Annotated in this window: 9 protein-coding genes; all 9 read right to left on the minus strand. The window is 62.4% G+C overall.

Features of this window, described 5'->3' with window-relative positions; genetic code table 11:
- Nucleotides 1-207: 207 nt before the first annotated feature.
- The 9 genes from BM317_RS05705 to treZ all read right to left on the minus strand — a co-directional run bounded on the left by BM317_RS05705 (nucleotide 208) and on the right by treZ (nucleotide 15,662).
- Nucleotides 208-1,122 carry an autotransporter domain-containing protein gene (locus BM317_RS05705; RefSeq protein WP_092164372.1) on the minus strand — a complete coding sequence of 305 codons (915 nt, stop codon included), beginning with the start codon at nucleotides 1,120-1,122 and terminating at the stop codon, nucleotides 208-210.
- 295 nt (nucleotides 1,123-1,417) lie between these two features.
- Nucleotides 1,418-3,877, minus strand: coding sequence for an autotransporter family protein (locus tag BM317_RS05710; RefSeq protein ID WP_092473453.1), 2,460 nt, complete (start codon nucleotides 3,875-3,877; stop codon nucleotides 1,418-1,420).
- Between the two features lie 181 nt (nucleotides 3,878-4,058).
- Nucleotides 4,059-4,859: an endonuclease/exonuclease/phosphatase family protein gene (locus BM317_RS05715; protein ID WP_092164376.1), complete on the minus strand. Its 801-nt coding sequence runs from the start codon at nucleotides 4,857-4,859 to the stop codon at nucleotides 4,059-4,061.
- A gap of 362 nt (nucleotides 4,860-5,221) precedes the next feature.
- Entirely contained in the window at nucleotides 5,222-5,986 is a 765-nt protein-coding gene (locus tag BM317_RS05725) for a PIG-L deacetylase family protein (RefSeq protein ID WP_092164379.1), read from the minus strand.
- A gap of 253 nt (nucleotides 5,987-6,239) precedes the next feature.
- Nucleotides 6,240-8,399: a glycogen debranching protein GlgX gene (glgX, locus tag BM317_RS05730; RefSeq protein ID WP_092164381.1), complete on the minus strand. Its 2,160-nt coding sequence runs from the start codon at nucleotides 8,397-8,399 to the stop codon at nucleotides 6,240-6,242.
- Nucleotides 8,400-8,627: 228 nt separating this feature from the next.
- On the minus strand, nucleotides 8,628-8,981 hold the full coding sequence (locus BM317_RS05735; RefSeq protein WP_092473455.1) for a DUF2934 domain-containing protein: 354 nt from the start codon (nucleotides 8,979-8,981) through the stop codon (nucleotides 8,628-8,630).
- Between the two features lie 20 nt (nucleotides 8,982-9,001).
- Nucleotides 9,002-11,788 carry a malto-oligosyltrehalose synthase gene (locus tag BM317_RS05740; RefSeq protein WP_092473456.1) on the minus strand — a complete coding sequence of 929 codons (2,787 nt, stop codon included), beginning with the start codon at nucleotides 11,786-11,788 and terminating at the stop codon, nucleotides 9,002-9,004.
- Entirely contained in the window at nucleotides 11,785-13,863 is a 2,079-nt protein-coding gene (gene malQ / locus BM317_RS05745) for a 4-alpha-glucanotransferase (protein WP_092164385.1), read from the minus strand. Before malQ ends, BM317_RS05740 begins: the two co-directional genes overlap by 4 nt.
- Nucleotides 13,860-15,662: a malto-oligosyltrehalose trehalohydrolase gene (gene treZ, locus BM317_RS05750; RefSeq protein ID WP_092164386.1), complete on the minus strand. Its 1,803-nt coding sequence runs from the start codon at nucleotides 15,660-15,662 to the stop codon at nucleotides 13,860-13,862. Before treZ ends, malQ begins: the two co-directional genes overlap by 4 nt.
- Nucleotides 15,663-15,664 lie beyond the last annotated feature (2 nt).

The raw sequence follows: 15,664 nt of genomic DNA on the forward strand, positions 1-15,664 counted from the left end.
GCATGAAATGCTTTTAGCGTTATACGCCTTAATGGAGGTGTTTTTTAAGTGGCGGCAGATCGCTTGCGCCGGACGACGTTGTAGGAGCTGCCGAGCGAAGCGAGGCTGCGATCTTTCCCTAGACACTTGAGTCTCAAGCGAAAGATCAAAAGATCGCAGCCTCGTTGCACTCGACAGCTCCTACACAGCTCCTACACAGCTCCGGGATCACCAGCGCATCCGCACTCCCATGCTGGTAATGATGCCGTTGAGATCGTTGTCGTCGACGTCACTGCTGTAATCGGCGCTGACATACAGGCTGACCGCCGGCGTGACACGGGCCACCAGGCCCAGGCCGACTTCGACGGTGGAGGATTTTCGGCTGCTGCTGATCTTGTCGACCTTATCCAGGGACACCGTGCTGGCATCCTGGACGGTGTGCCACAGGTTGGTTCGCAGGTAAGGCTCCACACCGAGGCCGTTGACCTGGTAGTTACCTTTGAGGCGTGCACCAACGCGGCCGCTCCAACTGCTCAATTCATCGCCGGAGCCGCTTTCGGCATTTGGCGTATCGAGGGTGACGCGCTGATTGATCAGTTGCGCCTGGGGTTCGACCACCCAGTGGGTGCTGATGCCAATAGGGAAGCCACCTTCGACCGACAGCGTCACCGCATGGCCTTCGGTGGCCTGGCGCTGGCCTTGTTCGGTGCGGCTGTAGCCATTGACCCGGCCACCGCTGGCACTCAGGTCGACGTGCCAGCCCGCGGGACCGGTCAGGCTCCAATAGGCGCCGAGGCTCGAACCTTTCAGAATGAGGGCATCTTTGTCCGGGTCGGCCAGCGCGGGCATCACCAGCAGGCCGCCGCCGGTTGAAGTGATCTGGTGTTGCCCACTGATCAGCCCCATGCGCTGGGTATGACCGTCGCCGTTGCGCAATGTGAACAGGGCGGGGCTTTTGCCGGAAGGAGGTTCACTTCCAACAAGTGCGGTATCGAGGTGGGTGGATGATGTTCGGTCGTACCAGGGCTGCACGGTCTCCTCGGCAGGCCAGGCCTGGACCTCCATGGATGAAAGCAGCAGCAACGATGTCGAGACGGTATGGAAAGTGGTGGTGAATTCTTGTGGACGGAGGGAAGTTTTCATGGGGGCCTGCCTTGCAATCGCATGCGTTTCTCGCTTTTCTGGCGTCTCTCCTACCCCGAATGAGGGGCGACCGAATGGATTGGGGCAAGCCTCTGGCGGCCCGTCGTGACGGGTTCCAGAGGCCTGCCCCTGACTGTATTTCCGGGGGTAGTATGGTGTAGTCAAGAAGACTGATGGCGGCGCGTCAAGAAAACGAACGATGAATGGCATGGTGAAATCAGCGCTAATAAAGCGCTGATTTCAATTGGTTATTGTGTTGGATATTCGGGCGTCAAGCCTCTGTCGTAGACCCTGCCTACCAACTGATCCGCAAACCGACGTTGCCCATGACACTGTGTTGCTGGTTGCTGTCGAGGTTTTGGCTGTAGTTCGCGCCGGCGTACAGGGCGACGCTGGGCGCCAGGCTCACGGTGACGCCAATCCCGAGGTCGCCGGTGGAGGCGCGCTGCTGGGTCTCGACCCGTTCGGTGTCGTCGAATATCACCGAATCGGTGCCGGAAAACGTATGCCAGAGATTGGCGCGCAGGTACGGTTCCACGGGCATGCCGCTGATCTGGTAGCGGCCCTTGAGGCGTGCACCGAGGCGGCCGGTCCAGGCACCGTCGGAATCGAATTCGACCTTGGAGACCCCATCGTTTTGTGTATCCAGGGAGACCTTTTGGTAGATGATCTGGGCCTGGGGTTCAAAGTCCCAGTCAGTGGTCACCTTGAAGGGGTAGCCGGTCTCCGCCGAAGCGGTCAAGGCGTGCCCGCGATTGTCGATTTTCAGGCCGCGCTCGGAACGGTTGTCGCCGTTCAATCGCGTGCCCATCACCACGGCGTCGACGTACCCTCCGTTGGGGTCGGTGAGGGTCCAGTAGAGCCCGTAGCTGTCGCCGTCGAGTTCGATCTTGCCCGCATGCCGGTCTTCGAAGCCCAGGTTGAAGCCTTTGACGTCGCCGTTCAATTCCGTGTGCCCGACGAAGAAGCCAATGCGCTGGGTCTGGCCGCCGGACAGAAGCGAGCTGTACAAATCGTTGCCCACCTGGAACCCCTTGATCGACCCATCGAACTGTGGGGTCACCGTACCGGCCCAGGTTTTATCCAGGTCTACGCCATAGACCCGACCCCAACCCGCGCCGAACGCGCCGGTTTCCGTGAGCAGGCGCTGGTCACCCTGACGGTCATGGAACGTACCGAGGGCCATCAGCGTCAATTGCGCCGCCGCCGGAGGCAGCACCGACCAGGTCGGCACTTCCGGGCGATACAACGGGATGGGGGCCGCACCGGGCACTGCGGTTGGCAGGGGCGGTAGCGTCGGGACGGGGGGCGCGCCCGGCGCGGGAGGCGTCGTCGGGATGGGCGCCGCTACCGGTCCGGCGACTACGGTGGAGCGCAGGTACCAGTTGTTTTGATTACCGGTCACGCCGCCTTTGAACAGGCGGTAATCGAACGCGCCGGCCGAGACGGACTGCGCCAGGGAAAAGGCATCGATGTTACTGACCGCGCCTCCCAGGGCCTGGACCACTTCGATGCCATCCTGAGTCGTCAGTGCGCCCGTGCCGCCCAGGTTCGTGACTGTGATGGCGGTATTGCCGGTGAGCGTCCCGCCATTGACCACCAGCTTATCGCTGGCGGAGCCATCGGCGCCGACTGCCGTTTGCACATGCAACTGGCCATTGTTGCCAACGTAATTGCCCTGGACGGTAAGCGTGTCGTTGGTGCGGGTGTTGCCCTGGGTGAGGTCTATCGTGCCGGCATTGTTGAGCGTCGCCAGTTGACCGGCAGTAAAAGGGGCGATGACGCCTTGGGTCGCCGTCAGCGTGCTGCCGCTCTCGATGTTGAGCGTCCCGGTGCCGGTGGCGCTGTCACCCAGCGTCAACGTGTCATTAAGGTCCAATTGCGCGCCTTGGGTGAGGTTGACCGTTTCCCAATTGAGGTAGCGGGCGCCGGTGCCGGAGGTGCTGCCTTCAAAGGTCAGGATGTCTTGGCCCAATCCGCCATTCACGCTGGGGGTGATGCTCAGTCCGGTTTCATCGAGGTTGCTCAACAGCGCCGTGTCGTTGCCGTCACCCATCAGGATGGCCGAGTGAATGAGGCCGCCGCTCCACTGAAACTGGTCATCGCCGGCACTGGCCCGGACCTCACCGAGGATTTCGCCGCCGCTGACGGTAATGCTGTCGTTGCCGCCGCTGACACTGACATTGCCGCCGATGCGTCCCGCGGAGAGGATGATGGTGTCCTGGCCGAAACCGGTCACCAGGTTGCCGATGATATTGCCGCCGGACATATCGAAAACGTTGTCATCGAGCTTCATGTCGACCCGGCCGATGGTACCGCCCGTCATCTTGGCGATGTCGCCGTCTTCGAACGCGTCGACGATGGTGCCACCGGTCATCAGGAAATCATCGAGGCCGTCGCCTTGGGCCAGGGAGAGGATCCTGCCGCCGTTCATGACGAAAGAGTCGGCTTCCGAGCCTTGCTCGACATCACCGTCAATCACGCCGTTGGCGTTGATCTCGATGGTGTCGACGCCGGTGCCGAACGTGACATCGCCGGTAATGACGCCGCTGCCGTTGGCGGGCATGGTCAGGCTGTTGTTGCCTGAAAGGTCCGTCAGCCCGGGGCTGGTGCCGCTGTCGCAGACATAGGTGTCATTGCCGGCGGTTGGCGCCAGCGTGCAGGCTGCCATGGCGGCGGGTGCGGGTAACAGGAAGGGAGCCGATACCCACAAGGCGTTGAACAGCCGATTGAATCCTTTATCGTGCCGAATCATGTGCTATCCCTCTGCATCGGCATCCCCATGGATACCGGTTTCAGCATCGGTTGCACAACAGATGGCACACAGGGCCTGGCAACGCTCGCTGTATGGAATGGCACGCTAGCAACGAATGAAGGGCGTCGCTACTGTCAGAACTTACAGGTCCACGGGCAGAAAGCGTCAGGGAAGACCCGCGCTACAAATGCACTTCCACCGAAAGCGGCAGATGATCGCTCAGGTGGGTCCAGGGTTTGTTGCCCAGTATTTGCGGGGAATGACTGCTGGCGTTGCGCAGGTAGATGCGGTCCAGGCGCAACAGCGGGAAGCGGGCCGGATAGGTCCGGGCGGGGCGGCCCAGGTGGTGCTCGAAGGCCTCGTGCAAGTAACCTCGGCGGGCGAGGGCGAGGTTGCCGCGCAGTTGCCAGTCATTGAAGTCACCGGCAATGATCACCGGGGCGTCCTCGGGCAGCGAATCGAGCAATTGGCAGAGCAGTTTGAGCTGTAGCTGGCGATGGCTTTCCAACAGGCTCAAATGCACGCAGATCCCGTGGACCGCGGCGTGGCCAGGCACGTCCAGCACGCAATGCAACAACCCGCGCCGCTCGGGGCCGGTGATGGACACATCGAGATTGCGGAACTGGCGGATCGGGTACTTGGAAAGCAAGGCGTTGCCATGGTGGCCATCGGGGTAGACCGCATTACGGCCATAGGCGAAGTCGCTCCACATGCTGTCGGCGAGGAATTCGTACTGGGACGTCTGGGGCCAGTTGTCGTAGCGTGACGCGTGGCGGTCATGTTCGCCGAGCACTTCTTGCAGGAACACCAGATCGGCGCCGGTACTGCGCACCGCTTCGCGCAATTCGGGCAGGATGAAGCGCCGGTTGAGGGCGGTGAAGCCCTTATGAGTGTTGACCGTCAGGACCCGCAGCCGATGAACCGCCGCAGGCGCGTCCGATGGCATTGGTTCGACGGCTCGCCAATCGGGATCTTGAGTCACGTTCACTCCTGAATCAGACGTACTTGTTCATGCGACTGATCCAAGGCATCGGCAGTTCCGGATTTTTCGTGTCCCCGCCGATCGCTATCGCAAGCACGCTCGCTTCACAGTTTTTGGCGGTGTGCCCAGATGTTGCGTACACCATCGATCCATTGTGGGAGCGGGCTTGCTCGCGAAGACGTCGGTACATCCAACATCATCACTGAATGTACCACCGCCTTCGCGAGCAAGCCCGCTCCCACAGGGGGGCGCACGCAGAGGTTGCATTCCCAAAGATCCAATGTGGGAGCGAGCTTGCTCGCGATAGCGGTGTATCTGAACCACCGCCATCGCGAACAAGTCCAGTTTCTACAGGCAGGCGTTCAGATGAAGACTATCTCATAGGGCAAGCCCATCCGGTCAAGGATGACCCTGGGCAACAGCGGGGCGATGCCGCTCGCCGGTTCGCCGGCGAGTTGGCTGACGTAGGCGTGCATGGCGTGACGTTTGCGGGCGGTGGTCCAGACGTCGAGACGCAGTTTGCGGGCCCGGTGCCAGGGGATCTTATTCTGCTCGCGGACCGGCCAGTGCCAGGCCCATACCGGCAGCTCGTTGAACGCCACTCCGATCCTGTCGGCGGCCAGGGCCCCGGCGCGTCCGACGGTGTCATGGTCGCTGTCGCCGTCCTGGCGCCAGGTGCTGAACACCACGTCACCGGGTTGCAGGTGACGGGCAATAAACGTGGCCAGTTCGGTTTCGTGTTCGGCCAGGCTTTTTTCCGGAAAACCACCGCGCACCCATTGCAGGCCATGGGCGGCGATGCCCAGGCGATGCAGGGCGTCGACGCTTTCCTGGGGGTGAGGGCGGTGGGCACGCAGGCGTTCGTCGTGCCACAGCGGTGAGCCGGGGTGGACCAGGGCGCCATCGGTGACCGAGATCAGCAACATGGGCTGGTCCAGGTTGTTCAGCAATTGCAGCAATCCGCCACAGGCCCCGACCTCATCGCCCGGGTGCGGGGCAAGGATGACGGCGCGAGCGCCGGCGGGAATGAGGGTCTGGGTACTGATGATCGGAATATCGGCCAGTTGCGCGGCACTGTTCCAGATTTGCGGGTACTGCCGGCCAGGCAGGCGAGAGGCGGGCTTCATAAGCGACATCCTTGTATGTATTCAATCTTTCAGCCATGCACCGGGCCTACTGTCCGATGGCACCGATGGGGCATGACTGCGATTCACAGCGCTCCGAATCCTGGAGACTACCGCAGGGGGAAGTATTGACCATGTCAGCCGATCCGTCTCGTGACATGTGCATCTGAGCTGCATTTTTTTCTTGAATCTGGACGGTGTGGAATAAAAAAAACCGCGTCCTTGCGGTTCCTTATGGCTGTTTACAGAAGGTATTTCAATCCTCTTCTTCGCGTTGCAGCTCGAACAGCAGCAGCGAGCGCCCGGTGACCGAGTATTCGGAATCGAAATCGAAGCGCTCCTGCCCACGAACGGTTGGCTGGTTGGTGTCGACCATGCAGGTCCAGAAACTGCCCTCCGGGACTTCCGGCAAGCGGAAATTGACGATGTCATGATGGGCGTTGACCACCAGCAGCAGCGTCGCATCGCCCCCTTTGCGCCGAATACCGGTTTCCTGGGCGCGGCCATCCATCAGCATGCCGAGGCAGCGACCATGGCTGTCCTGCCATTGTTCGATGGTCATTTCGCTGCCGTCCGGGGCCAGCCACGTCACGTCCTTGACGCCGATGTCCTCGTTGTAATTACCCACCAGGAAGCGTCCGCGTCGCAGGATCGGGTAGGTCAGGCGCAATTTGATCAGGCGCTTGACGAACTTGAGCAGCGTCGCGCCATCCTCGCTCAGGTCCCAGTTGACCCAGCCAATCTCGCTGTCCTGGCAATAGGCGTTGTTGTTGCCGTGCTGGGTACGGGCAAACTCGTCGCCGGCGACGATCATCGGCGTGCCTTGGGCCAACAGCAGGGTGGCGAAGAAGTTGCGCATCTGCCGATGACGCAACGCGTTGATTTGCGGATCATCCGTCGGGCCTTCGACGCCATGGTTCCAGGACAGGTTGTTATTGCTGCCGTCCTGATTGTTCTCGTCGTTGGCTTCGTTGTGCTTGTCGTTGTACGACACCAGGTCATGCAAGGTGAAACCGTCGTGGGCAGTGACGAAGTTCACCGAAGCATACGGCCGCCGGCCACGCTGGTTGAACATCTCGCCCGAGGCGGTCATTCGGCTGGCAAAATCGGCGAGTTGGCCGTCATCCCCCTTCCAGAAGGCGCGTACCGTGTCACGGAACTTGTCGTTCCACTCGACCCAACCCGGCGGGAAGTGTCCCACCTGGTAACCCCCTGGGCCACAGTCCCAAGGCTCGGCGATCATTTTCACCTGGCGCAGCACCGGATCCTGGCGGCAGGCGACGAGGAAGCTGTGGCGTTCGTCGAAACCGTCATGGTAACGGCCGAGAATGGTCGCCAGGTCGAAGCGGAAGCCATCGACGTGCATTTCCGTGGCCCAGTAGCGCAGGGAGTCGGTGACCATCTGCAGCACGCAGGGATGGCTCAGGTCCAGGGTGTTGCCGGTCCCGGAGTCGTTGATGTAGTAGCGCTTGTCATCGGGCATCAGCCGGTAGTAGGAGGCGTTATCGATGCCGCGCATGGACAGGGTGGGGCCCTGTTCGTTGCCCTCGGCGGTGTGGTTGTAGACCACGTCGAGGATGACTTCCAGGTTGGCCTCGTGCAGGTGGGCGACCATCTCCTTGAACTCGGCGATCTTGCCGCTGGCCAGGTAGCGCGGGTCGGGCGCGAAGAAGGCAATGCTGTTGTAGCCCCAGTAATTGGTCATGCCTTTGTGCAGCAAGTGCTGGTCATTGACGAAGGCATGGATGGGCAGCAGTTCCACCGAAGAGACACCCAGCTTGCGGATATGCTCCAGCACATCGTCGACCATCAGCCCGCCGAACGTACCGCGCAGGTTCTCGGGCACCGACGGGTGACGCATGGTGAGGCCGCGCACGTGGGTTTCATACAGGATGGTCTTGTCCCAAGGCACGCTGACGCGCTGGTCGTGGCCCCAGGTGTGCGCGGGGTCGATGACTTTGCACTTGGGAACGAACGGGGCGCTGTCGCGCTCATCGAAACTGAGGTCGCCGTCGGGGTGACCGATGGTGTAGCCGAACAGGGCTTCGGACCACTTCAATTGACCGACCAGTTGCTTGGCGTAGGGGTCGATCAGCAGTTTGTTCGGATTGAAGCGATGGCCGTTCGCCGGATCATAGGGACCATAGACCCGGTAGCCATAGATCAATCCCGGGTGGGCATCGGGCAGATAACCGTGGTAAATCTCATCGGTGTACTCCGGCAGCTCGATGCGTTCGAGTTCGACTTCGCCGGTATCATCGAAAATGCACAGTTCGACCTTAGTGGCATTGGCTGAAAACAGCGCGAAATTGACCCCGAGGCCATCCCAGGTTGCACCCAGTGGAAAAGGCAGCCCTTCACGAATCCGCGAAGCCTCGATAACGGGCGGCGGCGTGGTTTTGTTTGGACGGGTCATAGTTGCTCCTGCAAAAAAAACAGACAGATACGGCGATGCGGTTCACTTGAAAGGGATGACATCACCCTTCACCTGTGGCGAGGGGATTCATCCCGTTCCGTGTGACAAAGTTGCTTCTCTGTGAGAGCAAGGTTTGCCCGCGACGAAGCGATGGGGTCCTCCAGACATCGAGGCACTGTTTCGCGACCAAGCCTTGCTCCCACCTGACGAGGAGACCGGTAGGACGAATCAGACCGCCGACGGCTTGCGCGGTGCCCGAGGTTTTTTGTCAGCGGCTTTGTTCGCCGGGGGCACGATCGCTGCGGTCGCCGCGGAAGGCTTGGCCGCTGGCTTGACCTTGGGCGTGGTGCTTTTCGCGGCGGTCTTGGCCGGGGTTGCCTTGGTTGCAGCAGGCTTGGCGCCATCGGTCTTGCTGGCCGCCGATTTACTCGCCGCCTTGGGGGGCTTGCTGGGCGCCAGCGCTTCGGCTTCAGCCAGTTTGCGCGCCATCTCCCAGTGGCGTTTTTCCTGCCCAGCAGGCTTACCTTCCGACTCCCAGATCTGATAGGCGAATTCGCGAATGCGTTTATCGTCGGTACTCATCGCAGTGCTCCTGATTCAACTCAAGGTTGGATAAAGACATTGACCGGGAAATTCCCCAGCGCGGTGCTGATCAGCAGCTCCCTTTGGGGTGTGACTGTTGCGCTTGAAAAAAGTCCCTTCAGTTTTTCATCCTTGGCGGCGAACGGTAACGATACGCGGGTATCGCCCCAATCCGACGCAGCCACCAGCGGCACGGCACTGTTTTCCAGCAAATGCGCCGCATGGACAGGTACGACAACGATCGCCCGTTGTTGCGAATCCTCACGCATGAAGGCCATTACCCGATGGGCCTGCTCGCCGAGCACTTGCAGCGGTTGATAGCGGCCCTGGCGCCACAACTGCGGATACTCGGCTCGCACGGCCAGCGTCCGGGCGATCAATGCCTGTTTGATCCGGCCGTCACGCCAATCGCGTACCAACGCGGCTGGGGTGTTGTCGGCCTGCATCGCTGCGCGGCGTGCCTGGAAATCCACCGGGCGGCGGTTGTCCGGGTCCACCAGGCTGAAGTCCCAGAACTCGTTGCCTTGGTACAGGTCCGGTACGCCGGGTACGGTCATGCGCAGCAAAGTTTGCGCCAGACTGTTGAGGGCGCCCGCCGGCGCGACGGCCTGGACCGCTTCGGCGATGGCGCTGCGCAAGGGCAGCCCCTCATCGCCCAGCAGCAGGCGTTCGAGGAACATCTGGGTGGCTTGCTCATAAGCGTCGTTGACCGCCGCCCAGCTGCTTTGCAACTTGGCTTCGCGCAAGGCCTTGCGTTGCCATTGCCACAGGCGCTCGTTGTAGGCGGCCAGCGCCTGGTGGTCCTGGAGGTCGAGGTCCAGCGGCCAGCTTCCGAGCAACGCCTGGTACAGGATCAGTTCATCACCGGCCGAGGGCGCCGCGGGGTCGCTGTGCAGCGAAGGCGAGAGGATGCGCCATTGTTCCACGCAGGCGGCGTACCAGTCGGCGCGCTCGCTGAGCACGGCCAGCCTGGCGCGGGTGTCTTCGCCGCGCTTGTGGTCATGGGTGGCGGTGGTCATCAGGTTGTCGGGAAAATGCTCGAGGCGTTCGGTGCACACCTGATGGAACGTCTGCGCCGGGGCGCTGAAACGCTCGGTGTCATAGCCCACGTCGTTGCGCGACAGCAGCACCGCCGAGCGATAGAGGGCGGTGTCCTCCACGGCCTTGGCGGCGGCCGGCGAGGTCAGTTGCTGGAAGCGTACGCAGGCGTGGCGCAGGCGTTTGCGCTGGCTGCCGCGGGGGCGTTGCCGCCAAGGCATACCACCGAGCCAGCCAGCCAGGCAGTCGAGCACCGGCCAGTCGGCTTCGCTGAGGGTTTGCCGGGCGCCTTCCAGGGCGTGGTTGAAAAACACCTGGTCTTCAGCAGAGCGACCCAACGGCGTGATGTAGGTGCGATACACCGGGAAATGCACGATCAATTCCTGCAAGGCCCGCCGAATCGCGCCCAGGGTCAGGTCTCGGGTCATCACATCGTCCCGGGCCACTTGCAGCAGGGCCTGGGCAACGCTTTCGAAATCCCCGGCCAAGGAACCATTGAGTATCTGCTGGCGAGCCAGGCGGGCTTCTTCGATGAAGTGCGCCGGCCGCTCACTGTGCCGGCTCCAGAATTCGGCAAGGGGGCCGGCACCGGCCGGGTCATGCTGCAACAGCGAGACCTGGTTCATGAACTCGTAACCGGTACTGCCGTCGATGTTCCAGTCCCGCCGCAATGTCTCGCCATCGCCGAGGATCTTCTCGACGAAAATCGGCAGGTGACGGGTCGGCGACAGCGAATTCACGCGTCGGCGCAATTTGCGGCAGTAACCACGAGGATCGGCAAGACCGTCGATGTGATCGATCCGCAGCCCATCCACCAACCCTTCGCCGATCAATTCGAAGATCTTGGCATGGGTGGCTTGGAATACCGCCGGACGTTCGACCCGCAGCCCGCCCAATTCATTGACATCGAAAAAACGCCGCCAATTGATGTCGTCCGCCGCGGTGCGCCAGCTGGCGAGCCGGTAGCTCTGGCGCTCCAGCAACTGATGCAGGCGTTCGAAACCCTGGGGCTGGGTAGCGTCGTAGCCGGCCAGGTTGGCCTCGATGGCAGCCAGGATGCCGGCGTGTGCCGCCAGGTCCCGCAGCTCCGTTTGCAGCGGGCGGGCGAGGGTGTGGGCGTCGGTCTGGTAATTCAGCGTGGTGAAGCGCTCAGCCAGGGTCTTGAGCGATTCGGCCTGTTCGACGGGCAGGGTTTCGGCGGGTTTGAGCAGTTCGCCGTAGTGCATCGGGCAAATCGGGAAGCGGTGTTCATAGTGCTCGACGTAGAAGCTGCCGTGGGCGGCATCCAAGCGCAGTCGCAAGGTGCCTTCCTGCAAGGCCACGCCGTAGTCGCTGCCCAGGAACGGCAGCAACAACTGGCCTTCCATCAGCGGGTCGGGGGAATGCCACTGGATGTCGAAGAACTCGCCGTAGGGGCTGAGTCGACCCCATTCCAACAGATCCAGCCACCAGGGATTGTCATTGCCGCCGACGGCCATGTGATTGGAGACGATGTCGAGGATCAAGCCCATCCGGTGCTCGCGCAAGACTGCAACCAGACGCCTGAGCGCGGCTTCGCCACCCAGCTCGGGGTTGACCAGGGTCGGATCGACCACGTCGTAGCCGTGCATGGAACCGGCCCGGGCCTTGAGCAGCGGAGAGGCATAAATGTGGCTGATGCCCAGCGCGGCGAAGTACGGCACCTGGGGTATGGCGTCGTCCAGGGTGAAACCTTTATGGAACTGCAGGCGCAATGTTGCCCGCAGAGGTTGGATCAATGGCTGTTTCATCGGTCACGCTCGTTCGCCTGAAGTCGCGCGCAGGCGAGTATTTCCAGACGCCGGGCGGCGTCCGGGTGATCCAGCAGCGCCTGGCTCTGCTGGGCCAGGCGGCGGCGCCAATTGGGATGGGTGTCGATGGTGCCGGGCAGGTTGGCCTGCTCCTCGATGCCCAGGGCATCTTCGAGCGGCAACAACACCAGTGGTGCGCGGGTGTGGCCGAGGAAACGTACGCTGGCATCCAGTACCTGGTCGGTCTCGCGGTGTTCTTCGCGAAAATTCTGCGGATCCTGATTCAACACTTGGCGCAGGCCTTCGCGTTCGCGCTCGCGGTGTTTGCGCCAGTCCATTTCGGTGTGGGAGTCGATCAGGTCCAGCCGGGCGTTCCAGTCAATGTCGTGACCGTGCCACCAGCCGTTGAGCGTTGGCAAATCATGGGTGCTGGTGGTGGCCAGGGCATTGTCCGGCCAGTCGAGGATGGGTTTGAAGTAGGTGTTGTCCTGTTCGAACAACAGCACGCGCATGCCTAGGATCGAGCGGGCGCTGAGTTTGTCCCGCAAACCATCCGGCACGGTACCGAGGTCTTCGCCCAACACGATGGCCTGGTGCCGATGGGATTCCAGTGCCAGCAGGCGCAACAGGTCATCCACCGGGTAATAAAGGTAGGCCCCGTCGCTGGGTGGGGCGTCGTTGGGAATCACCCAGAGCCGTTGCAAACCCATGACATGATCGATGCGCAAGCCACCAGCGTGGGCAAAGTTGGCCCGCAGCATTTCAATGAAGGCGCGAAAGCCGTTGCGCACCAGGCCTTCCGGGGAGAACGCCGAAATGCCCCAGCCTTGGCCGGAGCGATTGAGAATGTCCGGCGGTGCGCCTACGGTCAACGATGCGAGCAGTTCGTCCTGCCGGCTCCAGGCCTGGCTGCCGGCGCCATCGGCACCTACCGCCAGGTCGGCGATCAGGCCGATGCCCATGCCGCTGGATTTGGCTGCGCTCTGGGCGCGTTCCAGGCAGCGGGCGATCAACCATTGGCAAAAGGCGTAGAAACCGATTTCGTCGGCATTTTCTTCGGCGAAATGGGCCAGGACCGCGCTGCGCGGATCGCGCCATTCTTCCGGCCACTGCCGCCAGTCGAGGCTTTCGCCACGGGCGGCGCGTTCAGCCTGCAAGGCCTCGAAGCGGCAATGATTTTCCAGGGCCTCGCCGCTGGTGTGGCGGAAACTGCTGAAGTCTTCATGCAGCGGATGCGCGCCCTGGCTGAACCCGTCGTACAGGGCGCGGAGGATTTTCTGCTTGGCCTGGGCGGCGACTGGCCAGTCGATCAGCGGCTGCTCTTCCAGGTTGCGCAGTTGGTTGGTCAAGCCGGTAGCGTCGATGGCGGTGCGCAGGGCGCGTTCACCGAGGATGGTGCCGGGGGCGGCGTACAGGCTGTTTAGAAACAGTCGGCTGGACGGCGAGTAAGGGCTGTAGCGCCCGGTGTCGCTGCTGAACATCGCGTGCATCGGGCTGATGGCAACGGCCTCGGCGCCGCGTTCGCCGGCCACCCGCACCAGTTCCTCCAGGGCCTGGGTATCACCGAAACCGCCGTCCCCAGGGCGTCGCAGGGCATACAACTGCGCGCTCAGGCCCCAGGTCCGGGGCGTCGGGTCGTCCACCGCATCGGCCACGCTGTAGCAGCGGGCGGGTGCGACGGCCAGGGTGAAATGCTGGTCCCGGATGTGGACGTGCTGATAACCCACCGGGACCATGCCCGGCAGCTTGCCGTCGGCATCGAGGTTCAGATTCAGTGTCGCGCCGTCTTCGAGTTTGATTTCGCAGGGGGTCCCGGCCTCGAAGTAGCGGCTCAAGTCCAGGCTGACCCCGACATCGGCGGTGATCAGCGGTGGCAGTTGATGGTTCTGTTGATCTTTCTGCAACTGCAGCAGGCTGGCGTCGATTTCCTGGGCACTTCCAGCTGGGTGGCCCAGGCCTGTGAGGACTGAGCGCAAGACCGCTGCCGAGACTTTCTGGGCCCGGCCATTGGCATCGATCCAATCCACCGCCAGGCCAGCTTGGCTGGCGAGGATTTCCAGTTGCACATCGCTCATAGGCGCTCTCCAGTGATGTTGGGCAAGGTTGTCGCCTGCGTCAGACTGACCAGCGCGCTGTAGGGCGCAAGGACGCCCTGTTGCAACAGACCCACGACCTGCGGCGGATGTTCGAAAAGAATGCGTACCTCTTCCGGGGCATGGTGTGCGACGGGCTGCTCGCCAAGGTTCAGGTCGATGCGCAACACACTGCCATCGCCCAGTCGCCAGCGTGCGCTGACAGCACCATGACCCAACACATCGGCTCCAAGGGCCTGGGCACCGGGCAGGCGCGGGACGATCTCTTCACGGCGGATTTTCAGCAGTTGGCGATACAGCGCCTCGCTGGCCTGCTGCTCCACGCGTTGCGATTCCAGGCTTGGACGTGAAACCTCGAAGGTGCTGGCCGCGTTGGGGTCGGGAATCCGCTCGCGTTTCTGCGGATCGGCAAAGGCACTGAACGCCTTGAACTCGTTGCGTCGGCCTTCGCGCACGAGTTCTGCCAGTTCGCCGTGATGACTGGTAAAGAACAGGAACGGTTGTTCGGCGGCCACCTCATCGCCCATGAACAGCAGCGGGATCATCGGTGACAACAGCAACAAGACTGTCGCCGCTTGCAAGGCCTGGGACGGGGCGAGCTGATGCAGGCGTTCGCCCAGGGCACGGTTGCCGACCTGGTCATGGTTCTGCAGGAACAGCACGAATGCGCTCGGTGGCAGGTGACCGCTGGGTTCGCCCCGGGATTCGCCGTGACGATTGGTGTGGCCCTGAAAGACGAAACCCTGGCTCAGGCAACGTGCCAGTTGTTCCGTCGGCTGCTCGGCATAGTCGGCGTAGTAGGCGTCGGTCTCGCCAGTCAACAGCACATGCAAGGCATTGTGGCCGTCGTCGTTCCACTGGGCGTCGTAGCCCTGTTCCAGCAGGCTGGCCTGGTTGTGTTCGTTTTCCACGGTCAGCCAGACATGCCGGGCCGGATCCACCTGTTCGCGCACCCTGGCCGCCAGTTCCTGGAGAAAGTCCGGAGCTTCGATGGCGTGTACTGCGTCGAGGCGCAGGCCGTCGAAGCGGTATTCCAGCAGCCACATGAGCGCATTGTCGATGAAGAAGTCCCGCACTTCCCGGCGGCGGAAATCGATCGCCGCGCCCCAGGGCGTGTGCTTGTCTTCGCGGAAGAAGCCCTTGGCATAGCGGTGCAGGTAGTTGCCATCGGGGCCGAAGTGGTTGTAGACCACATCCAGGATGACGGACAGCCCATGGCCGTGGGCGCTGTCGATCAGATGCTTGAGCTGTTCAGGCGTGCCGTAGGAGGCTTGGGGTGCGTAGGGCAACACCCCGTCGTAGCCCCAATTGCGATCGCCGGGAAACTGCGCCAGCGGCATCAGCTCGATGGCGGTGACGCCCAGCCCGGCCAGGCGGGCCAAATGCTGTTCGACACCGTTGAAACCGCCCAGGGCGCCCACGTGCAATTCGTAGATCACGGCTTCGTGCCAGGGACGGCCACACCATTGGGTGTGTCGCCAGGGGTAGGCATGGGGGTCGACCACCACGCTGTGACGGTCGATGTCGCCGGCCTGGGCGCGGGAGGCCGGGTCCGGCACCTCCAGTTCGCCATCGATGTTGTAGCGGTAGCGGGTGCCGGCGGGGCAACGGGTCTGGATCATGAACCAGCCGTCGGCTTGGGGCAGTAGCGGTATTGAATCTCCAGTGTCGAGTTCGACACTGACAAAAAAGGCATCCGGGGCCCAGAGGGCGAAGCGGGTGTGCTCGTCATCCAGCATGACCGCCCCGTGGGTCCATGTCTCAGGCGTCCTTGACGTCATTG

Origin of the sequence: Pseudomonas sp. NFACC24-1 (assembly GCF_900115235.1) — a bacterium.
GTDB lineage: Bacteria > Pseudomonadota > Gammaproteobacteria > Pseudomonadales > Pseudomonadaceae > Aquipseudomonas > Aquipseudomonas fluorescens_AA.